Here is a 26,074-nt window from a genome sequence, read left to right as displayed (position 1 = left end):
CCGACGGCGGACCTGTCGACCGCCTGGTGCTCGACGAGCCGGAGACCGCCGCCCTGATGGCGGGCTACCCGGCGGTCGACCCGATGGTGGCCGTCCATCCGAGCCACCCCGTCTACGTCATCTACACCTCGGGTTCCACCGGCAAACCCAAGGGAGTCCTGGCGACACACAGCGGCCTGGTCAACCTGTTCGCCAACCAGTGTCCGCTGGTCTTCCGGACGGGGAAGCGGATGCGGGTGGGGCTGACCACGTCCGTGTCTTTCGACGGCTCCTGCGACCAGCTGTTCGCACTCTTCGCGGGCCACGAGCTGCACGTCCTGGACGAGGCGACCTGGTCCGACCCGGAGGCCTACCTCGATTACGCCGTGCGGGCCGGGCTGGACACGGTCGGCGGCACCCCGTCGTACCTGCAGGTCCTGGTCGAGCACGGCCTGTTGGACGACCCGCGGTGGCGTCCGACGGTGGTCGGACTGGGCGGGGAGACCGTTCCGGCGCAGCTGTGGGAGCGGCTGCGGGCGGCCGATGGGGTGTTCTCCCTGAACTACTACGGGCCCTCCGAATGCACGGTGGACTCGGTCGTCGCGCCGCTGGAGTCGAGTCCGCGCCAAGTGATCGGCCGACCGCTCGGCGGCGTCCGGCTGCATGTGCTCGACGGCGCCCTGCGACCGCTGCCGGCCGGTGTGCCGGGTGAGCTGTACATCGCCGGTGCGGGGCTGGCGCGCGGCTACCTGAACCGGCCGGGCCTGACCGCGGGGCGGTTCGTGGCGGACCCGTTCGGTCCGAGCGGCTCGCGGATGTACCGCACGGGTGACCTGGTGCGATGGAACCCGGACGGAAACCTGGAATTCCTCGGCCGCACCGACGACCAGGTCAAGGTCCGCGGCTTCCGGATCGAACTCGGCGAAATCGAGGCCGTCCTCACCGAGCACCCGAGGATCGCGCGGGCCGCCGTGATCGTCCGGCAGGACCGGGCGCAGGGCCCCCGTCTGGTCGCCTACCTGCAGACCGCCACCGGGGCGGAGGTTCGGCCGGAGGACCTGCGGGCGCACCTGCGTGAGCGGCTGCCGGAGTACATGGTGCCGGCCGCGTTCGTCTCCCTCGACGCTCTGCCGCTGACCCCGAACGGCAAGCTGGACCGGCGCGCCCTTCCCGAGCCCGAGTCCACCGCGACGCCGGCCGGCCGGGCACCGCACTCTCCTCACGAACATGTGCTGGCCGGGCTGTTCGCCGAGGTACTGGGCCTGCCCCAGGTCGGTGTCGACGACGACTTCTTCGATCTCGGCGGGCACTCCCTGCTCGCTACCCGGCTGGTGGCCCGGGTCCGAGCGACGCTGGGCGTGGAGCTGGCCCTGCCCGCTCTGTTCCGCACCCCGACCGTGGCCGGGCTGGCCGCCGGGTTGGGCGGCGCGGACCGGGCCCGACTCGCCCTGGGGCGGGCGGAGCGGCCTGAGCTGGTGCCGCTGTCGTCCGCTCAGCGAAGGCTCTGGTTCCTGCGCCAGTTGGAGGGCGCCGACTCGGTCTACAACATGCCGCTCGCGTGGCGGCTCTCGGGGCCGATGGACCTGGCGGCTCTGGAGGCGGCGCTGAGCGACCTCGCCGACCGGCACGAAACCTTGCGCACGGTCTTCCCGGCCACCGACGGCGTGCCCCACCAGCGGGTGCTGGCCGCGGGAGAGGCGCGCCCGAGCCTGTCGGTCATCCCGGCCGACGAGCCGGCCCTGCCGGGACTGCTGGCGGGGGCCGCGGCTCGCGGATTCGACCTCGCTGCCGAACCGCCGCTGCGCGCCACGGTGTTCGAGGTCTCGGCGGACGAGCACGTGCTGCTCCTGGTGATGCACCACATCGCCGGTGACGGCTGGTCGCTGGGCCCGCTGGCCGCCGATCTGGCCACCGCGTACGCGGCACGCCGTCGGGGCGAGGAGCCGCAGTGGGCGCCCCTGCCCGTGCAATACGCCGACTACACCCTGTGGCAGAACCGGCTGCTCGGCGACGCGGCAGACGAGGACAGCCTGTTCGTCCGTCAGACGGCCTACTGGACGCGGACGCTCGCGGACCTGCCGGAGCAGATCCGGCTCCCCGCCGACCGCCACCGCCCCGCGACCCCTTCCTGCTCCGGCGGCCACCTGGCGATCGAACTGGACGCGGAACTCCACGCCGGTCTGGTCCGGCTGGGCCGGGAGCACGGCGCCAGCGTGTACATGGTGCTGCAGGCCGCCCTGGCATCGCTGCTGGACAAGCTCGGTGCGGGCACGGACATCCCGGTCGGTAGCCTGATCGCCGGCCGGACCGACCAGGCGCTGGACGACCTCGTCGGGTTCTTCGTCAACACGCTGGTACTCCGCACGGACACCAGCGGCGACCCGTCGTTTGCCGAGTTGCTGCTCCGGGTCCGGGAGGGCGCGCTCGGCGCATACGCACACCAGGACCTGCCGTTCGAGCATGTCGTCGAGGCCCTCAACCCGTCCCGGTCGCTCACCCGGCAGCCACTGTTCCAGGTGCTGCTCGCGCTGCAGAACGTGCCCCGCACCGAGTTCGAGCTGAACGGTCTGACCGCCGAGATCGTCCTGGTGCGGACGCCGACGGCGATGTTCGACCTCGGCTTCCACCTGCTGGAGCGCGGCGGCACCGGCGGGCCGGCCGAGGGCATCGTCGGGCGGGTCGAGTACAGCACCGACCTGTTCGACCCCGCCACGGTGGAGGCACTGGTCGCCCGGTGGCTGCGGCTGCTGGCGGCGGTGGTCGCCGAGCCGGAGCGGCCGCTGAGCCGGATCGACGTCCTCACCGCCGAGGAGCGGCGCGAGGTACTGGTCGCCCGTAATGACACCGCCTGCCCCGCCCCCGATGCCACCCTGCCCGCGCTGTTCGAGGCGCAGGTCCGGGCGACTCCGGAGGGCCCGGCGGTGCTGTTCGAGGACACCGTGCTGACCTACCGCGAGCTGAACCGTCGGGCCAACCGCCTGGCCCACGCGCTCATCGCGCGCGGCGTGGGCCCGGAGCAGGTCGTCGCCCTGCGGCTGCCGCGTTCGGCCGAGCTGGTGGTCGCCGTCCTCGCGGTCCTCAAGACGGGCGCGGCGTACCTGCCGATCGACCCGGACTACCCGGCCGCCCGCATCGCGTACATGCTGGAGGACGCGCGTCCGGCCGTGGTACTCGACGACCTCGCGGCCGTCACGCCGTCCGGACGGCAGCCGGAGCACGACCCGGCAGCCCCCGCGGACACCCGGCACCCGGCTTACGTCATCTACACCTCCGGTTCCACCGGCCGGCCCAAGGCCGTGACGATGCCCGCCGCCGGACTGCTGAACCTGCTGTCGTGGCACCACCGGGCCGTCGGTGGTGAACCCGGCACGCGCACCGCGCAGTTCACCGCGATCAGCTTCGACGTCTCGGTGCAGGAGATGCTCTCCGCGCTGCTGTACGGCAAGACCCTCGTGGTGCCGACCGAAGAGCAGCGCCGCAGTGCCGAACTGTTCGCTCACTGGCTGGACCGGCACCGGGTCGAGGAGCTGTTCGCGCCGAACCTGGTGGTCGAGGCGCTGGCCGAGGCCGCCGAGGAGGCCGGGCTGGACCTGCCGCACCTGCGGCTGGTCGCGCAGGCCGGAGAAGCGATGCGGTTGGGCAGTGCCGTGCGCTGCTTCCAGGCCCGCCGGCCGGGCCGCGTGCTGCACAACCACTACGGGCCCGCCGAGACCCATGTGGTCACCGCCTACGCGCTTCCGGCCGACCCCGCCGACTGCCCGCTGCCGGTGCCGATCGGACGTCCGATCGCCAACTGCCAGGCGTATGTGCTGGATGCGGCACTGCGACCGGTGGCCCCCGGCGTGCTGGGCGAGCTGTACCTGGCCGGAGCGGGGCTCGCACGCGGCTACCTGAACCGGCCCGGACTGAGCGCCGGGCGTTTCGTCGCCAACCCATACGGTCCGGCGGGCGCGCGGATGTACCGCACCGGCGACCTGGTGCGCTGGAGCGCCGGCGGCGAGCTGGAATACGCCGGCCGGGTCGACGACCAGGTCAAGGTGCGCGGGTTCCGGGTCGAGCCGGGCGAGATCGAGGCCGAGCTGACCGCGCACCCGGGCGTAGCCCAGGTCGCGGTGCTCGCCCGGGAGGACCGGATCGTCGCCTACGTCGTCGTCCCCTCGGACGCGACCGGGGCGACCGGGCCGACCGGGCCGACCGCGGCGACGCTGGCGACGTACCTGCGCGAACGGCTGCCGGACTACCTGGTGCCGTCCGCGTTCGTGCTGCTCGGCGCGTTGCCGCTGACGCCGAACGGGAAGCTGGACCGGGCGGCGCTGCCCGAACCCGAAGCCGCCCAAGCAGGAAACGGGCGTGCGCCGCGCACGCCCCAGGAGCAGATCCTGTGCGAGCTGTTCGCCGAGGTGCTGGGGATCGCGCGGGTCGGGGTCGACGAGGACTTCTTCGAGCTGGGCGGGCACTCCCTGCTCGCCACCCGGCTGGTCTCGCGGGTCCGGGCGACCCTCGGGGCCGAACTGGAGCTGCGCGCCCTGTTCCGTAGCCCGACCCCCGCCGGGCTGGCGGCCGGTCTGCACGACGCCGGAACCGCGCGGCAGGCTCTGGTGCCCCGGCCCCGCCGCGAACCGATGCCGCTGTCGTTCGCGCAGCGTCGGCTCTGGTTCCTCCAGCAGTTCGGGGCGCCGAGCGCCACTTACCACATGCCGCTGGCCCTGCGGCTGTCCGGAGACCTCGACCGGGCCGCGCTGAGCGCCGCGCTGGTGGACGTGATGGCCCGGCACGAGACCCTGCGCACGGTCTTCCCGCACACGGACGGAATTCCGCACCAGCGGGTGCTCGACACCACCGAGGTCGCCGTCCCACTGACCGTGCGCACGGCCGGCGAGACGGAGGTGACCGCCCTGCTCCGTGAGGCGGCGGTGCGCGGCTTCGACCTGACCTCGGAAGTACCGCTGCGGGCCGAGCTGTTCGCTGTCGCGCCGGACGAGCACGTGCTGCTGCTGGTCATGCACCACATCGTCGGGGACGGCTGGTCCATGGGCCCGCTGGCCCGTGACCTGGCCACCGCCTACACCTCCCGGCAGGGCAGCGTGGCCCCGGCATGGCCACCGCTGCCGGTGACGTACGGCGACTACACCCTTTGGCAGCACGAGATCCTGGGCGACGAGGACGACGCGGACAGCGCGTTCGCCCGCCAGGTCGCCTACTGGACACGGACGCTGGCCGGATTGCCCGAACAGCTGCAGCTGCCTGCCGACCGGCCGCGCCCGGCGGTCATGTCGTACAGCGGTGACCTGCTGGAACTCCGGATCGACGCCGAGCTGCACGCGGCGCTCGTGGAGTTGGCACGACGATCGGGGGCGACCCTGTTCATGGTGCTGCAGGCGGCGTTGGCGGCGCTGTACACGCGGCTGGGTGCGGGTACGGACATCGCAATCGGGAGTCCGATCGCGGGGCGTACGGACGAGGCGTTGGACGATCTGGTCGGTTTCTTCGTCAACACGCTGGTGCTGCGCACCGACACGAGCGGTGATCCGAGTTTCGCAGAGCTGCTGAGCCGGGTGCGGGAGACGGCGCTGTCGGGGTACGCACACCAGGACGTGCCGTTCGAGCATCTGGTGGAGGCGCTGAACCCGTCTCGTTCACTGTCCCACCACCCGCTCTTCCAGACCGGGCTGGTCGTGCAGAACGCGCCGGGCGGCGACTTCGAACTGCCGGGCCTCCAGGTCTCCGGGATGGCCGTGCTCACCGGGACCGCGCGGCTCGACCTGACCTTCGGGTTCGCGGAGGAGCACGGGCCCGACGGCGCGCCGGCCGGGCTCAGCGGTGCGGTCGAATACAGCATCGACCTGTTCGACCGTGCGACGGTCGAGGCCATGGCCGCCAGGTGGACCAGGCTGCTGGCCGCGGTCGCCGCCGCGCCCGACCGGCCGATCGGCGGGATCGACCTGCTGTCCCCCGAGGAACGCTCCGAGCTGCTGCCCGCCGTCGAGGACGAGGCGGCCCGGGTGAGCCTGCCGTCGCTTTTCGCGGCGCAGGTGGCGGCTACGCCGGAGGCGGTCGCGGTCGTCTGCGGCGGTGTGGAGCTGACCTACGGGCAACTCGATGCGCGGGCGAACCGGTTCGCGCATGCGCTGATCGCGCGGGGGGTCGGTCCGGAGCAGGTGGTGGCGGTTTCCCTGCCGCGGTCGGTGGAGTCGGTGGTGGCGGTCCTGGGCGTGCTGAAGGCCGGGGCCGCGTACCTGCCGGTGGACCCGGCGTACCCGCGGACACGGATCGCGTTCATGCTGGACGACGCCCGTCCGGCCGTGGTGGTCGACGACCCCGCCATGGTGGGCGAGGGCGACTGGCCGGACACCGACCCGGAGGTCGCACTCGACGTCCGGCACCCGGCCTACGTCATCTACACCTCGGGCTCGACGGGCCGGCCCAAGGGCGTCGTCGTGAGCCACGCCGGCGTGTCGGGTCTGGTGGCCGAGCAGGTCGACCGGCTCGGTGTGGCCCCGGGCAGCCGGGTGCTCCAGTTCGCCTCGCCCAGCTTCGACGCGTCCTTCTGGGACCTGTGCAGCGCGCTGCTCACCGGCGCCGCCCTCGTCCTGGCCCCCGCCGAGGCCCCGCTGGAGACGCTGGCGGACCGCCGGCTCGACGTCACCCACGTGACGCTGCCGCCCTCGGCCCTGGCCGCGCTGGACGGCACCGAGCTCACGGCGACCACCCTGGTGGTGGCGGGTGAGGCGTGCCCGCCGGAGCTGGTGGAGCGCTGGGCACCCGGGCGCCGGATGATCAACGCGTACGGCCCGACCGAGACCACGGTGTGCGCGACCATGAGCGACCCGCTGTCCCCGGGGGCGGGCGTGCCACCGATCGGGCGACCGGTCGCCGGCTTCCGGACGTACGTACTGGACGAGCGGCTGCGCATCGTACCGCCGGGTGTGGTAGGCGAGTTGTACGTCGCCGGCCCGGGTCTGGCACGCGGCTACCTGGACCGGCCGGGCCTGACGGCGGGACGGTTCACGGCCTGCCCGTTCGGGCCGGCGGGCGCGCGGATGTACCGCACCGGCGACCTGGTGCGGCGTCGGCCCGACGGCGAGCTGGAGTACGCCGGCCGCGCCGACGACCAGGTGAAGGTCCGCGGCTTCCGCGTCGAACTCGGCGAGGTCGAGGCCGCGTTGGCCGAGCACGCCGCCGTCGCCCAGGCCGCCGTCGCGGCCCAGCACGACCGGCTCGTCGGCTACGTGGTGGCCCGCCCCGACCTGGCCGCCCGTCCTGCGGAGCTGGCGGCGCACCTGCGCGAGCGGCTGCCGGACTACCTGGTGCCGGCTGCCTTCATGGTGCTGGACGCGTTGCCGCTGACGCCGAACGGGAAGCTGGACCGGGCGGCGCTGCCCGAACCCGAAGCCGCCCAAGCAGCAAGCGGGCGTGCGCCGCGCACGCCCCAGGAGCAGATCCTCGCCGAGCTGTTCGCCGAGGTGCTCGGCGTGCCGCGGGTCTCGGTCGACGACGACTTCTTCGCGCTCGGCGGGCATTCCCTGCTCGCCACCCGGCTGGCCGCCAGGGTGCGCTCGGTGCTCGGCGTGGAACTCGGGCTTCGCGCACTCTTCCAGGCGCCCACCGTGGCGGGCCTGGCCGAGGCGCTGGCCGAGGCCGGCCGCGCACGCCCGGCGATGAGCCCGTACGAGCGGCCCGAGACGGTGCCGCTGTCCTTCGCCCAGCGCCGGCTCTGGTTCCTGCACCGCATGGATGCCGCCGCCGCGACGTACCACATCCCGCTGGCGCTGCGGCTGACCGGAACGCTCGACCGCCTCGCCCTGGACCAGGCGCTGGCCGACGTGGTGGCCCGGCACGAGAGCCTGCGGACGGTATTCCCGGAGGTCGGCGGCGTACCCTGCCAGCGCGTGTTGGACCCGTCCGCGGTCCGCCTCCGGGCTCGGCCGACCGACGTGACACAGGGCGAACTTCCGCAGCAGCTCGCCGAGTTCGCCCGGCAGCCCTTCGATCTGGCGACGGAGCCGCCGCTGCGGGCGGAGCTGTTCGCTCTCGCGCCGGACGAGCACGTGCTGCTGCTGGTCATGCACCACATCGCCGCCGACGGCTGGTCCACCGGGCCGCTGGCCCGTGACCTGGCCGAGGCGTACACGGCCCGCTGCGAAGGCCGTACGGCGAACCGGCCGGCCCTGCCGGTGCAGTACGCCGACTACACGCTGTGGCAGCGCGAGCTGCTCGGCGACGCCGCCGACCCGCAGAGCCGGTTCGCCGAGCAGCTCGACTACTGGAGGCGGCAGCTGGCCGACCTTCCGGAGCTGCTGCAACTGCCCGCCGACCGGCCTCGCCCGGCCGTCGCCGGCCGGCACGGGGACCACATCGGTCTGGAGCTCGACGCCGAACTGCACAGCACCCTGGTGGAATTGGCGCGGAGCACCGGGACGAGTCTGTTCATGGTGCTGCAGGCGGCGTTGGCGGCGCTGTACACGCGGCTGGGTGCGGGTACGGACATCGCGATCGGGAGTCCGATCGCGGGGCGTACGGACGAGGCGTTGGACGATCTGGTCGGTTTCTTCGTCAACACGCTGGTGCTGCGCACCGACACGAGCGGTGATCCGAGTTTCGCAGAGCTGCTGAGCCGGGTGCGGGAGACGGCGCTGTCGGGGTACGCACACCAGGACGTGCCGTTCGAACATCTGGTGGAGGCGCTGAACCCGTCTCGTTCACTGTCCCACCACCCGCTCTTCCAGACCATTCTGGCCGTGCAGAACGCGCCGATGGGCCGTTTCTCGCTGCCCGGCCTGGAAGTCACCACCTACGCGGTCGCGACCGGAACCGCCAAGTTCGACCTCGGAGTGAGCATGGTCGAACAGTTCGGTCCGGACGGGAGCCCGGCCGGAATCGCCGGCGCGGTCGAGTACGCCACCGACCTGTTCGACCGCTCGACGGTCGCCGCCCTGGTCCGGCGCTGGACGCTCCTGCTGGAGGCCGTCACCGCCGACCCGGAGCAGTCGATCGGAGGGATCGACCTCCTCGACGCCGACGAGCGGCACCGGCTGCTGGAACGGGACAACGCGACCGCCCGGGACGTGGACGCCGTCCCGCTGCCGCAGGCATTCGCGGCGCAGGTGGCGGCGGCACCGGACGCGATCGCACTGGTCTGCGGCGGGACCGAGTTGTCGTACCGGCAACTCGATGCGCGGGCGAACCGGTTCGCGCATGCGCTGATCGCGCGGGGGGTCGGTCCGGAGCAGGTGGTGGCGGTTTCCCTGCCGCGGTCGGTGGAGTCGGTGGTGGCGGTCCTGGGCGTGCTGAAGGCCGGGGCGGCGTATCTGCCGGTGGACCCGGCTTACCCGCGGACACGGATCGCGTTCATGCTGGACGACGCCCGTCCGGCCGTGGTGGTCGACGACCCCGCCATGGTGGGCGAGGGCGACTGGCCGGACACCGACCCGGAGGTCGCACTCGACATCCGGCACCCGGCCTACGTCATCTACACCTCGGGCTCGACCGGCCGGCCCAAGGGCGTCGTGGTCGGCCACGGCGGTGTGGCGAGCCTGGTCGCCGGACAGATCGAGCGCTTCGCGATCGAACCCGGCAGCCGGGTGCTCCAGTTCGCCTCGCCCAGCTTCGACGCCTCGGTGTCGGAGATCTTCACCGCCCTGCTGGGCGGCGCCACTCTGGTGCTGCCCCCCGCCGCCGATCCGCTTGCCGCGCTGACCGACCCGGACCTCGACGCCACCCACGTGACGGTGCCCCCGTCCGTCCTCGCCGCCGTGCCGGACGGCACGGCGGCCGTGTCGACGCTGGTGGTGGCGGGTGAGGCGTGCCCGCCGGAGCTGGTGGAGCGCTGGGCGCCCGGACGGCGGATGATCAACGCGTACGGCCCGACCGAGACCACGGTGTGCGCGACCATGAGCGACCCGCTGTCCCCGGGGGCGGGCGTGCCGCCGATCGGCCGGCCGATCGCCAACGCCCGTGTGTACGTGCTGGACGATCGGCTGCGGCCGGTGCCGCCGGGCGTGACGGGGGAGCTGTACGTCGCGGGCGCGGGCCTGGCGCGCGGATACCTTGACCGGCCGGGCCTGACGGCGGGGAGGTTCGTTGCCTGCCCCTTCGGACCCGGTGAGCGCATGTACCGCACCGGCGACCTGGTGCGCCGACTGAGTGACGGCCAGCTGGAGTACGTCGGCCGCGCCGACGACCAGGTGAAGGTCCGCGGCTTCCGCGTCGAGCCCGGCGAGGTCGAGGCCGCCCTGGCCGAGCACCCCGCCGTCGCCCAGGCCGCCGTCGCAGCCCAGCACGACCGGCTCGTCGGCTACGTCGTCCCGCACCAGGACGCAGCCCGGGACAGCGGGCTGGAAGCGGACCACGTGGGCGAGTGGCAGGGCATCTACGACGCCCTGCCCATCGCCCCCGACGAAGCGGTCTTCGGCCACAACTTCGTCGGCTGGAACAGTAGTTACGATGCCGGCCCGATTCCCGTCGAGCAGATGCGGGAGTGGCGGGATGCCACCGTGGCCCGCATCCTGGCCCTGAACCCGCGCCGGGTGCTGGAGGTCGGCGTCGGCACCGGCCTGCTGCTCTCACAGATCGCACCCCACTGCGAGGCCTACTGGGCGACCGACTTCTCCGCCACCGCGATCGACGCGCTGGCCGCCCAAGTGGCGGGAGAGGAGCGGCTGAACGGGCGTGTGGTGCTGCAGACCCGTCCGGCACACGACACCGACGGGCTGCCGGCCGGGCGGTTCGACACCATCGTGATCAACTCGGTGGTGCAGTACTTCCCGTCCGCCGACTACCTCGCGGACGTGATCGGGAAACTGATGCGGCTGCTCGCCCCCGGCGGCGCGCTCTTCGTCGGCGACGTCCGCAACCTGCGGCTGCTGCGCCCGCTGGCCACCGCCGTCGAGCTGCACCGGGCCGGCGACGGCGCCGACCGCGCGGCCGTGCGCCGCGCGGTGGAGCAGGCTCTCAGGGTGGAGAAGGAACTCCTGGTCGACCCGGACTTCTTCACCGTCCTGCACGAGCAGGGCACGGACATCGGCACGATGGCCGTGGAGGTCAAGCGCGGCCGCCACCACAACGAACTGACCCGCTACCGCTACGACGTGACGCTGCACAAGCCGCCGGTCGCCCCGCAGACCCCGAGCCGGTCCGTCGAGCTGGCGTGGGGGCGGCAGGTCACCGGCCCGGCCGGGCTGCGCGAGCTGCTCGCCCAGCCGCCCGCCGAGGTGCTGCGGATCACCGGGGTGCCGAACCGCCGTGTGGTGGAGGAAGCCGCCCTGGCCCGGGCGGTACAGGACGAGGACGGGCCGCTCGCGGAGCTGCAGGAGCGATTGCACGCCCCGGAGGCGAACGACCTCCCCGACCCGGAGGACTTCCACGCCCTCGGGCGGGAGTTCGGCCGCGCGGTGGCCGTCACCTGGTCGGCCACCGCAGCCGACGCCGTGGACGTCGTCCTCGCCGATCCGCGGGCGCTCCACGGCTCGCCGGTCGAGCCGTACCGGCCGGCCGGGGCCACCGGCAGGGCGCTGTCGTCGCTGACCAACCGCCCGACCGGCAGCCGTGGCACCGGCGCCCTCCTCGGCGAACTCCGCAACTGGCTGCAAGGGCGGCTGCCCGAATACCTGGTTCCGTCGGCGTTCGTCGCGCTGGACGCGCTGCCGCTGACGGCCAGCGGCAAGCTCGACCGCCGCGCGCTGCCCGCCCCCGACCTCGGTCCGGCCGCTGCCGGACGGGCGCCGCGCACCCCGCAGGAGCAGCTCCTCGCGGAGCTGTTCGCCGAGGTGCTCGGGTTGGCACAGGTCGGGGTCGACGACAGCTTCTTCGACCTCGGCGGACACTCGCTGCTGGCGACCCGCCTGGCCTCCAGGGTCCGGGCGACCCTCGGCGCTGAGCTGGAGGTCCGGACCCTGTTCGAGACTCCGACCGTGGCCGGACTGGCGGCCCACCTGGACGGTTCCGGAGCAGCGCGGCCCGCGCTGACCGCCGGGCCCCGCCCGGAGCGCGTGGAACTGTCCTTCGCCCAGCGCCGCCTGTGGTTCCTGCACCGGATGGACGGGCCGAGCGCCACCTACAACATGCCGCTCGCGCTGAGCCTGACCGGTGGCCTCGACCGGCCGGCCCTGCACGCCGCGCTCGCGGACGTGATCGCCCGGCACGAGAGCCTGCGGACGGTCTTCCGCGAGACCGACGGCGTCCCGTACCAGGTCGTGTTGAGCACCACGCAGGCACACCCGGCGCTGCCGGTGGTCGAACTCGACGAGCGCCGGCTGGCCGAGCGGCTGGCGGAAGCGGCCCGGCGCGGCTTCGACCTGGCCGCGGAGCCGCCGATCCGGGCCGAGCTTTACGCGCTCGCCCCCGACCGGCACGTGCTGCTGGTCGTGGTGCACCACATCGCCGCCGACGGCTGGTCAATGGGGCCGCTCTCCGGCGACCTCGCGACGGCCTACGCGGCGCGTTGCCGGGGCGAGGAGCCGCAGTGGTCCCCGCTGCCGGTGCAGTACGCCGACTACACCCGCTGGCAACGCGACCTGCTCGGCGACGCCGACGACCCGGACAGCCTGTTCGCCCGGCAACTGGCCTACTGGAAGAACGAGCTGACGGCACTCCCGCAGCAGGTGCAACTGCCCGCCGACCGGCCCCGGCCGCCGGTGGCCTCCCAGCTGGGCGACCGGGTCGTGGTCCAGCTGGACCCCGAGCTGCACCAGGCGCTGCGGGACCTGGCCACCGCGCGGGGCGCCAGCATGTTCATGGTGCTCCAGGCCGGCCTCGCCGCTCTCCTCAGCCGGCTCGGTGCCGGTACGGACATCCCGATCGGCAGCCCGATCGCCGGCCGTACCGACCAGGCGCTGGACGAGCTCGTCGGTTTCTTCGTCAACACCCTGGTGCTGCGCACCGACACCAGCGGCGACCCCGGCTTCGCCGAACTGCTCGGCCGGGTGCGGCAGAAGGCACTCACCGCGTACGACCACCAGGACGTGCCCTTCGAGTACCTGGTCGAGGTGGCCAACCCGGTACGGTCACTGGCCCACCACCCGCTGTTCCAGATCATGCTGGCCCTGCAGAACGCGCCGCTCGGCGAGTTCACGCTGCCAGGGCTGGAGACAGGCCACCTGGAGGCGCCGACCGGGACCTCACGGGTCGACCTGACGTTCAGCCTGGCCGAGCAGTTCCGCCCGGACGGCGGCGCCGACGGTCTGGTCGGCGCGGTGGAGTACGCCACCGACCTGTTCGACGCGTCCACGGTGGAGCTGCTGTTCGAGCGCTGGGCCCGCCTGCTGCGCGCGGCGGTCGCCGACCCGGACCGGCCGATCAGCCGGATCGACCTCATGTCCGACGCCGAACGCCACCGGCTGCTGTACGGGTTCAACGAGACGGCGGCGGAGCTGCCGTCGGCCTCGGTGCCGGAGCTGTTCGCCCGCCAGGTGCGGGCCAACCCGGACGCGGTCGCGGTCGTGGCGGGCGGCACCGAGCTGACCTACGCGGAGCTCGACCTGCGGGCCGACCGCCTGGCGAGGGCGCTGATCCGCCAGGGCGTACGGCCGGAGACGCCGGTCGCGGTCCTGATGGACCGCTCGGCGGAGCTGGTCGTGGCGATCCTCGCGATCGTCAAGGCGGGCGGCGCCTACGTACCGCTGGACTCCCGCTTCCCCTCCTCCCGGATCGACCTGATCCTGCGGGAGAGCGGAGCCGCCCTGGTGCTCACCCCGGAGGTGCTCGCCGCACTCATGCGGTCCGCGGCTGTCGACCCGTCCGACGTCGACGTCTCCTGCGAACCAGGGCAGGTGGCGTACATCATGTACACCTCCGGCTCGACCGGACGGCCCAAGGGCGTGGCCGTCACCCACCGGGACGTGGTGGGCCTGGCGCTGACCCCCGAATGGCGCGGCGGCGGACATGAGCGGGTGCTGATGCACTCCCCGACGGCCTTCGACCTCTCGACCTACGAGCTGTGGGTGCCGTTGCTCAACGGCGGCCGGGTCGTGGTCGCACCGCCCGAGCAGCTCGACCTCGACCTGCTGCAGCACACGATCACCACGCACGGGGTGACCGGACTGTGGCTGACCGCCGGACTGTTCCGGCTGGTCGCCGAGGAGCGACCGGGCGTGCTCGCCAGGGTGCGCGAGGTGTGGACCGGCGGCGACGTGGTCTCCCCGGCCGCCGCCGCCCGGGTGCTCGCGGCCTGCCCCGGCATCGAGGTGGTCAACGGCTACGGGCCCACCGAGGCCACCACCCTGGCCACCTGCCACCCTGTGCACGACCTCCCCGAGAACGCCGCGACCGTGCCGATCGGCGGGCCGATGGCGAACATGCGCGCCTACGTGCTCGACGACCGGCTGCGGCCGGTGCCGACGGGCATGGTCGGCGAGCTGTACCTCGCGGGGACAGGCGTGGCCCGCGGCTACTTCGGCCGGCCCGGCCTGACAGCGGAACGCTTCACCGCCGACCCGTACGGGCCGGCCGGGAGCCGTATGTACCGCACCGGCGACCTCGCCTGGTGGCTCCCCGACGGCACGCTGGAGTTCGCCGGACGCGTCGACCACCAGGTCAAGCTGCGCGGTCTGCGGATCGAGCCCGGGGAGATCGAGGCCGTCCTGACAGGCTGCCCGGGCGTCGCCCAGGCGGCCGTGGTCGCCCGTGAGGACCGGCCGGGAGACAAGCGGTTGGTCGCCTACCTGGTGCCCGCGCCCGAGGGCGCACCCGGGACGGCCGAGCTGGCCGGCCGGCTGCGCCGCGAACTGCCCGACTACATGGTGCCGGCGGCGTTCGTCACCGTGGACACGCTGCCGCTGACCGCCAACGGCAAGCTCGACCGGGCCGCCCTGCCCGCCCCCGACTACGGGGCGTCGGGCGCCGGACGCGGGCCCCGGACGCCGCAGGAACAACTGCTGTGCGGCCTGTTCGCCGAGGTCCTCGGCCGGGAGCAGGTGAGCATCGACGACGGCTTCTTCGATCTGGGCGGGCATTCGCTCCTGGCCGCCCGGCTGGCTTCCCGGGTCCGGGAGACCCTCGGCCTGGAGCTGGGACTGCGCCTGCTGTTCGAGGCGCCGACCGTGGCCGGGCTCACCGAACACCTGGCCATGAACGGTCCGGACGACGCGCTGGACGTGCTGCTGCCGCTGCGTTCGACCGGGACGGGCACACCGCTGTTCTGCGTCCACCCTGGCGGCGGCATCAGCTGGTCCTACAGCGGGCTGCTGAACCACCTCGGTCCGCAGCACCCGGTGTACGCGATCCAGGCGCGCGGCCTCGGCCGCCCCGAACCCCTGCCGATGTCCTACGAGGAGATGGCGGCCGACTACGCCGACCACGTCCAGAAGATCCAGCCGCAGGGCCCGTACCTGCTGCTCGGCTGGTCCGCGGGCGGGCTGATCGCCCACGCGCTGGCCTGCGAACTGCAGGCCCGCGGCGAACGGACCGCGCTGCTGGCGATCCTGGACGCCTACCCGGTGAAGGACGTGCGGTTCGAGGAGGAGCCGGTGCCCACCGTGCGGGACGTGCTCGTCGGGGTGCTCGACGTCGACCCGGACGAGCTGGGCGACCAAGAGATCACCTACGCCGAGGTCGCCGAGGTGCTGAACCGGCGGGGCAGCGCGCTGGCCGGCCTGAACGAGCGGCAGGTCGAGGTGATCGTCCAGATCATGATCAACAACGCGAAGCTGGCGGTCGACTTCGTCCCCGGCAGGTACGACGGGGACCTGCTGCTGTTCAACTCCACGATCGACCGGGGACACGACGACGCCGGTCCGGAGGTCTGGCGCCCGTACATCACGGGCCGGATCGAATCGCACGAGATCACCACCCGGCACGACCAGATGACCCAAGCGGGATCGCTGGCCCAGATCGGACCGATCCTGGCCACCAGGATCGCCGAGGTCACCGGCGACGCCGGCGACACCACCCTTTCCCATCAGGAGGACTGACCCATGACCAACCCCTTCGACGACGAGGACGGCACCTTCCTCGTCCTCGTCAACGACGAGAACCAGCACTCGCTCTGGCCTCAGTTCGCGGACGTCCCGGCCGGCTGGACCGTCGTACACGGCCCCGACTCCCACGCCGCCTGTCTGGAGCACATCGAGCAGGCCTGGACCGACATGCGGCCCAAGAGCCTCGCCGACGCCATGAACGCCCAGCGGTAGCACGGCACGTGACCACCACCGACACACTGGGCGGGGCCCGCGACGCCGCGGGCCCCGTCCGGCCCGACGACCTCGCCGCGGCCCTGTTCACCTCCGGGGCCCGGCGGGACCCGTACCCGTTCTACGCCCGCATGCGGCGCGAGGACCCGGTCCACTGCAGCCCCCAGGGCATCTGGTACCTCACCCGGTACGCCGACGTCGAGGCGGCCCTGGGAGACCTGCGGCTGTCCAGCGACCGGGACCGGATGACCCGCGCCTACAGCGCGCTCGGCGGCGACCTCAAAGCCCTCAGCCGGCTCACCGAGCGACTCGGCCGGGTGATGACCAACACCGACCCGCCGGACCACGCCCGGCTGCGCAAACTGGCCAACAGGGCCTTCACCGCCCGGCGGGTAGAGGCCCTGCGCGACGGCATCCAGCGGATCGTCGACCGGCTCATCGACGAGGCGGTCGCGGCCGGGCCGACCATGGACCTGATCGAAGCCGTCGCCTCCCCGCTGCCGATGTCCGTCGTCTGCGAGCTCTTCGGCATTCCGGACGAGGACCGACCGCGGGTCAAGAGCTGGTTCCGCCGCTTCGGCCGGCTCAGCGAGGACATCGACAAGTCCGAGGCGGCGATCGACCAGTACGAGGAGTACCTGTCCGGGCTCATCAGGCAGCGCAGGCGTGAACCGGGCGACGACCTGATCAGCGCCCTGGTCGCCACCCAGACACAGGACGACCGGCTCACCGACTCCGAACTGCTGTCCACCTGCTTCGTCCTGATCACCGCCGGCGACGAGACCACCACCCACCTGATCGGCAACGGCGTGCTGGCCCTGCTGCGCCACCCGGACCAACTGGCCCGGCTGCGCGGGGACCCGAGCCTGATCCGCGGCGCCGTCGAGGAACTGACCCGCTACGACACAGTGACCCAGGCGATCGTCCGGGTCGCCGCGGAAGACCTGGAGATCGGCGGACGGACGCTGCGCGAGGGCGAGCTGGTGTACCTGTTCCTCGGCGCGACCAACCGCGATCCCGAACGCTTCGAGGACCCCGACCGGCTCGACCTGTCCCGCCCCGGCAACCGGCACCTGAGCTTCGGCCACGGCCCGCACTTCTGCCTCGGCGGCCCGCTGGCCAAGCTCCAGGCGGAGGTGGCCATCGGCACGCTGGTGCGCAGGCTCCCCGAACTGCGGCTGGCCGAGGGGTCGGCGCTGGACTGGCGGGACAACCCGCTGCAACGGCGGCTGACCGCCCTCCCGCTTGCCTACTGACACCTGAACGACGACGAAGGAGAACCGACCATGGCCCGAGAGTTCGAGGTCCGCCGGGAGCAGGACCTGCCCGTCCCACCCGACCAGGTCTGGGACGCGGTCGCCACCGGCCCCGGCAACCTCGGCTGGCTCTATCCGATGGAGATCGAGCCGCGCGTCGGCGGAAAGGTCACCCGGGGAGATGCCACCGTCGTGGCGTGGGAGCCACCGCACCACTTCGCTGTCCGGGCGACCCGGGACGGCGGGTTCTCCAACACGCTCAGCTACCGCATCGAGCCGGCCGACGGCGTCACGAGCCACCTGCGGATGGGAATCCACTGGGTGCACACGGGCATCGTCGACGACGCCTGGAACTGGGACGCCAAGTCGGACGTGGCCGAGAAGTACGTCGACTTCCACCAGCACGCCCTCGCCGAGTACCTCCAGCATTTCGCCGGCCGCCCCGCCGTCTACGTCAGGTCCCAGCGCCCCGAACCGACCGCCGACCCGGCCGACTTCGCCGCCCTGCGCCGACGCCTCGGTCTCGACGACGACGCGGCCGTCGGCGACCGGTTCACGCTCCTCGCCCCCGGCCCGGACCGTGACCCCGTGGAGGTGGTCGTCGACTGGCTCAGCACCGACTTCGTCGGTCTACGAGGCCCGGACGCCCTGTACCGGTTCTTCAACGGCAGCACCTGGAACGTGCCGATCTGGCTCGGCCACCACCTGTTCGCCGAGGACAGCGACGAGGAGCAGGCCACCGAGGCGTGGACCGCCTGGCTCAACGACACCCAAGCTCAGGAGCTCTGATGGAAACCTCCACGCAGACACTGCTCTTTGCCGCCGAACTCATCGAGGAGAACGGCACCTACGCCCTCGTCGTCCAGGACGTGAGGAGGGGTACCGTCCAGTCCACCCCGGTCCCCAAAGCCATGGTCGACAAGCTCCCGACCTTCCTCTCGGCGCTCACCGCCAAGCTCCACCCGGTGCCGCCGCGCCGCCGCTGGTAGCCCGCTCCGGAAGCCGGCCCGGGCGCGGGAGCGCCGGGGCCGGTTCGCCGGCGACAGGGGCAGTCCGGCCCCGGTCGGTGGTCAGGTGCATCTTCGATCCCAGCTTGCCGCGATCGGTCGGATGATCCTGTCCCGTCACAGCCTCGCCCGGCTGCGAGTGGTGCCGAACCTGGCACGGGCCGACGCACTCGTGCGGCAATCCATGGGTACCGTACGGCGACGGCTACTGCACCAGGGCAGTGTGCGGGTGTTCCGGAGACGCGGGGCAGGCGTAGATCTGCTGGTGGTGAGCGTCGCCGATGGTGACCTGGGTCGGGGTCGTCGGATCCGGGGGAACGGCGTCCGGGGACGAGGCGGCCGCCGCCTGGTCTTCAAGGGGCGTCCAGCTACCGATGCCCGTCTTCTGTTCCCTCGACGCGATGGTCAACATCGGCTCCATCGGGCTGTCACAGACACGGCAGTGCTGGGTGGTGGGGTCGGTGAAGCTCCAGGGCGCCCAGCCGCCGACCTTCCAGCCGGGGGAGACGGCCAACTCCCTGTCGTAGTACATCTCCTCCATCCCCTCATAGGCGCTGCCCGGCAGCTCCCCCGCCTTCTGCCGGACACTCCATGCCTCGATCTCCTCGCACAGGTCCGGCTCCAGCTCGACGGTCAGCGGGTACTCGGTGATTTGCTCGGGAGAGAGCAGGCATGGTTCCGGCAGATAGCCTCTGTGCTGCATCGCGGCGGGCTCCGGCGGCATGGTGAGGACACCGCCGACCGCGGCGGCGGACCGCCAGAACAGCTCGGTTCTGGGCATGATCTCCCCCGGGTGGTCGAACGGGCACCACAGCACCTGGAGCAGGTCCGCCCCCTCGGGCGGGCGCAGGTCAGGCACCTCACGGACGTACAGCTGGGCCACGGGCAGCAACGCGACCGGACCCGCCGGACACGGGTGGCCGGCGTTGATCCGTGCCACCACGGCGCGTTCATCCGGAGTGTAGAAGCGGTCCTCCGGGGGCCGGCTTGTGGCTGCTGACCGGATCTCGCGCAGCAGCCTGACATCCGCCGGTGAAGTCGCCGGAAGCACATCCGGCGCCCAGTGCGTGCCCTCGCAGTGCGGCCACGGCTCGGCCGAAGGCCACAGCAGCGGGCCCCCGACCGAGCTGTCCTGGCGGGACGGTGAACCGGGCCGCGGGTGCAGCCGGGTCGCCGTCCGGGCCAACGGGCCCAGCCGTGGGAAGACGGCAGCGACGTCGGCCGGCCGTGGCGGGGTGGTACGGGTCATGCCGAACTCCAGGTGGTACCGGACTCTCTCGTGCCGCGGACCGGGCTCAGTTCCCCAGGTTGGGCCCACCGTCGTAGGGAACGTTCAGCAGACTCACCTCGTTGAAGACGGGCCACGAGGCCCCGTTGGGCAGCTGAACCTCGGCGCTCATCGTGACACCCTCCGGGATGGTGCTGTCGCCGGTCCGGTAGAAGGGAGTCACGACGTAATGGACGGCGGCGTTCTTAGGCAGGCCTTCCACCGCCGACTGGACCGCCATCTCGTAGTGCCGCATGCTCACCCCTTTGATGTTCAGTCCGATTTGCCAGCACGGGACGAGGTTCGACCAGTTCGGCTTCCCTTCGCCGAGTCCACCGAGGACGTTGGCAATCAGATGGCATCGGGCCAGGTTGCCTTGGGGATACATCTTCCGAGCGTCCCCCCAGCCGGCGATGTTGGCGCCACCAGGCTCGGTCCCCTTCTCCAGGGGGTCCGTCAGGCACGCCTCCGCGGTGGCGGCCCGGGTGCTGTGACGGCTGGGCACGGTCAGGTTGCGACGTTTGATGCCCTTGCTGGTGTTCGAGATCCACCCGGTGCCGCTGGTCCTCGCCGTGCCCGGCTTCTTGGTGAGGCAGGCGGCCTTGTCGTTCCGCCGAGGCGGCGGTGTACCAGGCCCGGGGTCCGAGGCCCCCGATGCCGGAACATCCTGGAGCTCGTCGATGATGAGCTTCACCTCCTGGTTGTAGGCGACGAGCCGACCCTTTTTCGTCAAAGCCCTTTCGAAGGCTTTCTGTCCCGGGCTTTCGGTAGCCCCCGGCGCCTGCACCCGGAGGGCCTTGTAACGCCCGTTGGGCTTGCGGACCAGACCGTCGTACGTGGTGGACGGGCTGCCGAGCTGCGCTGCCTGCGACGCGGGGAGCTGCTGAATCGCTTCAGGCGTCAGATATGCCGTACCCGGGTGCATGTCCACGGTGGTGCCCGTCCGCTGGGCGTACGCCTTCAGAGCGGAGGCCTGCGGCTGCCCGGACGGACTGTCGGCGAGGCCGGCTTCCTGGCTCTGCGCCTGGTCGCGGTACTGCGGCGGGCCGGCAGCGTCGCCGCCCTGGTCCATCGTCGCCACCGGGTTCGGCGGATTGGCGTCGAAACTCTGCACGGCCTGGGCCATCTCCTGGAGCAACCGATGCCCCAGGTCCTGTAGTTGCTGTTCCTTGCTCCGGAGCGCGTCGGCCTTCGCGTCGTGCGCCGAGGTGTCAGCGGTGAGCTGGGACTTCTGAGAGCTGAGTTTGGACTCCTCCTGCCTGAGCTGGCTCTGCTCGCTCTGCAGGCTGCTCTGCATGCCCCGCAGCTGGGCCTGCTCGCCTCTCAGCTGGCTCGCCTCGGCATCGTAGGCGGCGGCCGCGGCGGCCTGCGCGGGCAACCGGAAGGTGTGCGGCTTGCTGTTGTGGGCCCTGGTCTTCGCATTCAGGGATGCCGCGCGTGAGTTGAAGTTGCCGGCCTTCTGGTTCACGGAAGTGCTCTTGGAGTTGAGCCTCGACGTGGCGGCGCGCAGCGCCTCGGCCTTCTTGGTGAGTCGCTCCGCCTCGGCGACCACCGCCTTCGCCTGCACCGCGAACTCCGCCTCGCGACGGTTGAATTCCTCGACTTCCCGTACGAGAGTCGCCGAAGCGGCCGAGACGTCCCCGGTGGGAACGAGTGGTGCGACGGTGCCCGTCGACGCCATGGCTGCGGTGGCCGGGGCTGCTGTGCCGACGACCGGCAGGAGCGCCACCAGCACCAGGAAGAGGAAGCGCCGCAGTATGCCTCGGCGGCGACCAGGAGGCTTGAGCGGGTTCGCGGTCATCGGCTCACCTTCTTGGCGAGGTTGTCGGTGAGCTTCGAGGCGGTCGCCTGGCCGTCACCGGCCTGGCACACCGAGACCTGGATGAGGCTCGTGCCGTTCACTCGGGCCTGGTGGGCGCAGGACCAGTTCGCGGCGGCGTCCTGAGCCGCCGTCCACGCCACGGCGACCTCCGTGGCGGGGTTCGCCTTGTATGTCCACTTCGAGGTACGGCCGGCCTGGTCGGTACGCGTCGAGGACGGGCACTTGGACAGCCCCTTGGTGAGGGTGGAGAAGGCGGCACCGGCATCCTTGCTGTCCGGGTACACGCCGATCACCTGGTTCACGGTGTAGGAGCCGGTGGCAGCGGAGTCCCGATAGGTAGCCGACAGGAACGCGTTCCAGCCATCCCCGTATACCGACTGGGTCGTCGGACCCGCTGCGACGGCGCACGCCCGCGGCGACACCTTGAGCGCGGCGCCGGGCCGGTCCGACTGGGCGCCGGCCACCAGCGTCGTCCCTGCCACCCGGCTGACGCTGTCAGGACTGAGGAGGTCTGCTTGGACGGTGCCCGCTGCGATGTGCGGCGGCCCGACGGGCGGCTGCTCCGGCCAAAGCCACCATCCGATGCCGGCCAAAATCAGGCAGGGCACGACCGCAGCAACGAGCAGCGGCCAGTGGCGGAGCAGCCCGGTGAGGCCGCGCGTGCCTTCACTCCGTGAAGCATCCTGCCGCGGCTGCGTACCCGCTTGCTGGGGCAGGGAGGCCGTACCGGATCCCGGCGCCCGGCGCTTCGGCTGCAGCGCCCGAAGCAGCCCGCCCAGCCCCGATGCTCCGGAACCGGCCCCGGGTCCGGCAACACCTGGCGGTGGCCCAGCAGGCCCAGGCGGTGGCCCGACCGGACGCGGTGGCACACCGGCTGCGGGCGGTGGTGTGCCGGCCGGCCCACCGGTGCCCGGATCCTTGGCCGGCTGGATGATGAAGTCGGTTTCGTCAGCCACCCTGATCTCCCCCATGGCTCAGATCGCGCTCTGCACGAGAAGTTGCACGTAGAGTCACTCATTCGGTGCGCAAGAACAAGTCCCACCCGTTCGATTTGAGGACATCCTGAGCATTCGTCAAAACCGACAACTCCCAGCCATATGCCGGGCGTTGGAAAGGTGAGTGCGCGCCGCGCACCTGATCGGGGTCCGCCTGAGGGCTGTCCCGTAACGATGACGCAGGACGGCGTCGCAGCCGGTTGTCGACCGGCTGCAGAGTCAGTCCAGGCCGGTTGCCCATGCCGTCAGGGCGGCGAAGTCGTCGATGGCAAGGCCGCATCGCGGGTCGACCCGGTGCAGTAGGGCGGGGCCTTCGTGGTGTTCTTTCACCCAGGCACGATCCGCCTCTGTGATCTCGTCGTCGACCCAGGCGAACGCATGGCCTTTCGCCCACGCGACGATCTCAGGCGTCTTCCAGAACACACCGTCCCCGGTCTCGGGCCGCGGCGAGGGCCAGGGGATGAAGGGCAGCTCGGGCAATCCCAGGACTGGCGCGACGAAGGCGTTGGCTTCCTCCTCCCATGTTGTCGCCCACACGAGGTCGAAGGGAAGCGCGTCCAGCGCCGGTCCGTGATCCGGGTTGAGCCACACCCGCAGCGGCTGCACCGGCTTGTTCGGCAGTCCCCACTCAGTCAGCCGACGCCGCTCGGCGGCCTCCCAGCGAGGCGTCAGCAGGCGGTGCGTCTGATAGCCCTCGGGCCGACGGTGCGGCTTCGCGGCATACGGATTCAGTGGTCCGTCCACATCCACCAACAGCACTGGGCGCACCAGCTCATCCCCCTTGGTTCTGCGTCGCACAGTACCGCCGGTGACGAGACCGCCCAGCAAAATTCTGGCAGGTACCGATCTCCGTAAGTCTGGGCTCCGGGGTAGTGGGACGATCTTGACGTGGCAGCCGTGACCACGGCGTCACAGCCGCCGCGCCGACGCATTCCCGAACACGCCCTCGCGCGCTGCCTGACATACGCCTGCGGTCTCACGGCCCCTTGCCCACAGGGCTCCGCGAGCGCGCAACCCACCCTCTGCACGCCGAGCTGTGGCAGTGCCTGATCACCCTGACGCGGCGTAGCACCCCCGTAGCCCCCGTGACGGTCCTCCGGGAGGCACAGCACCGTGGCCTCCTCGGCGCCGGGGCCGACCCGCGAGAGCTGCTTGCCCTCCTCGCCGGACCGGTCGGCTCCCCAGAGCCCTGGGGCGGGCGCATCCTCCAGCGCTCCCTCCCCCAGATCACCCACCACATCGGCCGGCGCATCGAGGCGTCCACCGAGGACCCGGCCACCACGCCATACCAGCTCGTCGTCGGCAGCCGCCGCGCGGAGCCGACCTGTCCGCCGTACGTACCCGGTGGCAGCACACCACCTCACCCCAAGTCGACCGGTGGCCGGGCCCCTTGGTCCAGCCACCGGAAGGGCCCGATGGGCGGCCGGGGACTGCGCCCCGAAGCCGTGCTCCGGCAGGTGCACGGCGAAGCTGCGGCGACCTGGGAGTTGTCGTCAAACTCCCAGCCTGCGCCTCGACGCCTGGCACGCGCTCCGCGGCGTTGTCGGGCTCTTCAGGATCTACATCCGGAGTACTGGGCTCACAGGCTCGTGGGCCTCTCGGCGGCTTGCAGCATCCCCGCGGGTAGCCGGTCGTTGCCCCAGCTGCGCTCGATGTAGCCGATGATCCGCGCGACGTCCTCGGCGGGCACCCGCTCCGGTTCGCCGTGCTCGAGCGGGTCGGCGTGGAAGATGTAGAGCCGCGAGGCGAACTGGTCGAACGGCAGTGACGCCTCGCCGAACCGCTCGCCGTTGCCCGCGGTGGAGACGACGACGCCGTCGCCCCAGTCCTGGCCGCTGTCGTTGTTCGGGTTGAAGAAATACAGCCGCATGACGTCCTGTGGGTCCGGCGCGACCCGCAGGATCGTGATCGCGTGCCAGCCGACGTAGCGGCCCGCGCTGTCGGTGACGGCGACGCCGGCCGGCTGCGGGTGGATCAGCGGCTGCTCACCGTTGTAGGACGGGTGGTAGCTGGCGTGGAACTGCCGCAGGAAATCGTCCAGGTCGACCAGGTTTCCGGTCGCGACGTCGACGTTGATGTGGAACCCACGCGCCGTCCACCAGCCGTGGAACTCGGGGTTGACCCACCGGTGCGGGTCCCCCGGCCGCGCGGCGCAGCGCCGCCCCATCTCGGCGTAGATCCGGTCCAAGTGGGGCACCACGAGCAGCGACACGGGGTCCAGGTCCATCGGCAGCGTGCTCGCGACTCCGCTCACGCTGTCCTTCGACGAGATCGGCTGACCCTCGAAGTGCATGAGGACCTCGTCGTCGCGGGCCGCCCAGACCACCACTTGCAGCAGGTAGTCCGGGTCGTTGTAGGCCCACATCGACAGCGCGCGGGCCGACTGGCAGGTGGGGTTGTCGCCCTGACCGACGCCGAGCGGCTGGCCCAGCATCGAGAGCACCCCCGCGACCAGCCGCGCCTGCGGACCCGGCACCTCGCCGAAGACGGTCGTCAACCGCTCCCGCGCGACCGGGGAGAGCTCAAGCGCCAGCTGGCGCCACAGCGCGGGCACCACCGGCGGCTCGTAGAGGATGCCGCGGTCGAGCAGCAGCGCCAGCCCGTAGATGCACTGCGCGGTCTGCGGGTGCACGGCCACCTCGATCAGCCGGTGCACCAGTTGGCTGTAGCGCAGCAGGCAGTTCCGGCCGGTGTCGGACAGCCCGAGCGCCTCACCGACGAGGTAGAGGTAGTCGCTCTCGCGCAGCAGGAACCGGAGCAGTTCCGCGTGGTACGGCGACACCAGGCCGGTGTCGTGCATCGCCCGCGCGAACCCCGTCGCCTCGTACTGAAGACCGCCGGCGTCCATCGCCTCGAGCCGGGACCGGAAGACCTCGAAGCCCGGGTCCTCCCGGCACGCCTCGGTGGTCCCGAACAGACTCGTGATGAGCCGGTCGATGCCCTGCCCTGACGACACGCCAAGAGCGACGTCCGGGTCGTTGCGGTAGATCGCGATCCGGGTGATCAGGGACTGCACCGCCTCGACCTGGATCGGACGCTGGCGCAGGATCCGCCAGATCTCGTCGACCAGGTTGTCCAGGACGCTGTCGTAACCGATCTCGTCGGCGAGGTGGCGGAACAGGTCCCGGATGAGCTGTGCGGTCCGGCCCTGCTGGGTTCGCTCCGCCTCGCTGGGCGGGGTGAACAGCAGCTCCAGGTTCGTTGCCAGTACCTGGGACAGGAACTGGCGGGCGTCCTCGGCGGGCAACGTCGGGTGCGCGAAGTCGCCGCGGGCGACGGCGAGCATCCGCAGGTCGCTGGTCGCCTCCATCACAACGGTGTCCGCGTCTGCGCTGTGCAGACCCGGGCTGACCAGCGACGGGATAAGGATCTCCGGTGACGCCCAGTCCGTCCCCCGGAAGAGGCCGGCTTCCTCAAGGGCCTGCGCCCTGGCCTGGACCGCCGCGACGCCACCCGGCTGCATGAGCACCCGCCGCAATGCTTCCAGGACCCGCCGCAGCTTCGTGTGCTTGCCGAAGTCGCGGGTGTCGGCCATGGCCTGGATGGCGTCGTCGAGTGAAGTCACGCGCTTGTCCAGCGTCGTGGCCTCACCGCTGACGTCGACGGTCGGTTTCAAAGGTCTTC

General features: G+C 71.9%; 9 protein-coding genes and 2 pseudogenes. 5 read left to right on the top strand and 6 right to left on the bottom strand.

What is annotated here, in order from left to right; all coding sequences use genetic code 11:
* Nucleotides 1–20 precede the first annotated feature (20 nt).
* The 5 genes and pseudogenes from ACGFML_RS17890 to ACGFML_RS17870 form a co-directional block, all read left to right on the top strand.
* Nucleotides 21–15,884: pseudogene (locus ACGFML_RS17890) on the top strand (amino acid adenylation domain-containing protein); the annotation flags it as partial.
* 3 nt (nucleotides 15,885–15,887) lie between these two features.
* Nucleotides 15,888–16,103, top strand: a complete 216-nt coding sequence (locus ACGFML_RS17885; RefSeq protein WP_393544668.1) for an MbtH family protein — start codon at nucleotides 15,888–15,890, stop codon at nucleotides 16,101–16,103.
* A gap of 8 nt (nucleotides 16,104–16,111) precedes the next feature.
* The gene (locus tag ACGFML_RS17880) at nucleotides 16,112–17,359 is read left to right on the top strand and encodes a cytochrome P450 (RefSeq protein ID WP_393544667.1); all 1,248 of its coding nucleotides are present in this window, start codon (nucleotides 16,112–16,114) and stop codon (nucleotides 17,357–17,359) included.
* A gap of 30 nt (nucleotides 17,360–17,389) precedes the next feature.
* Nucleotides 17,390–18,148 (top strand): SRPBCC domain-containing protein, encoded by a 759-nt coding sequence (locus ACGFML_RS17875; protein WP_393544665.1) that lies wholly within the window; start codon nucleotides 17,390–17,392, stop codon nucleotides 18,146–18,148.
* On the top strand, nucleotides 18,148–18,348 hold the full coding sequence (locus ACGFML_RS17870) for a hypothetical protein (RefSeq protein WP_393544664.1): 201 nt from the start codon (nucleotides 18,148–18,150) through the stop codon (nucleotides 18,346–18,348). Before ACGFML_RS17875 ends, ACGFML_RS17870 begins: the two co-directional genes overlap by 1 nt.
* 49 nt (nucleotides 18,349–18,397) lie before the next feature.
* Here ACGFML_RS17870 and ACGFML_RS17865 read toward each other — a convergent pair.
* From ACGFML_RS17865 to ACGFML_RS17840, 6 genes and pseudogenes are all read right to left on the bottom strand, one after another.
* A pseudogene (locus ACGFML_RS17865) lies at nucleotides 18,398–18,505 on the bottom strand (IS5/IS1182 family transposase); the annotation flags it as partial.
* 66 nt (nucleotides 18,506–18,571) lie between these two features.
* Nucleotides 18,572–19,615, bottom strand: coding sequence for a hypothetical protein (locus ACGFML_RS17860; protein WP_393544662.1), 1,044 nt, complete (start codon nucleotides 19,613–19,615; stop codon nucleotides 18,572–18,574).
* A gap of 46 nt (nucleotides 19,616–19,661) precedes the next feature.
* A complete protein-coding gene (locus ACGFML_RS17855) occupies nucleotides 19,662–21,434 on the bottom strand; it encodes a DNA/RNA non-specific endonuclease (RefSeq protein ID WP_393544660.1) in 1,773 nt (590 codons plus the stop codon).
* Complete coding sequence (locus ACGFML_RS17850; protein WP_393544659.1) at nucleotides 21,431–22,426, bottom strand: sensor domain-containing protein; 996 nt, start codon at nucleotides 22,424–22,426, stop codon at nucleotides 21,431–21,433. The genes ACGFML_RS17855 and ACGFML_RS17850 overlap by 4 nt, the downstream gene beginning before the upstream one ends.
* A 243-nt stretch (nucleotides 22,427–22,669) precedes the next feature.
* Nucleotides 22,670–23,221, bottom strand: a complete 552-nt coding sequence (locus ACGFML_RS17845; RefSeq protein WP_393544708.1) for a hypothetical protein — start codon at nucleotides 23,219–23,221, stop codon at nucleotides 22,670–22,672.
* Between the two features lie 808 nt (nucleotides 23,222–24,029).
* Nucleotides 24,030–26,066, bottom strand: coding sequence for a hypothetical protein (locus ACGFML_RS17840; RefSeq protein WP_393544658.1), 2,037 nt, complete (start codon nucleotides 26,064–26,066; stop codon nucleotides 24,030–24,032).
* Between the last annotated feature and the right edge of the window lie 8 nt (nucleotides 26,067–26,074).

Source organism: Streptomyces sp. NPDC048650, assembly GCF_043199095.1.
GTDB lineage: Bacteria > Actinomycetota > Actinomycetes > Streptomycetales > Streptomycetaceae > Streptomyces.
The sequence above is the reverse complement of the archived record's forward strand: the minus strand, read 5'-3'. Positions and strand labels throughout refer to the sequence as shown.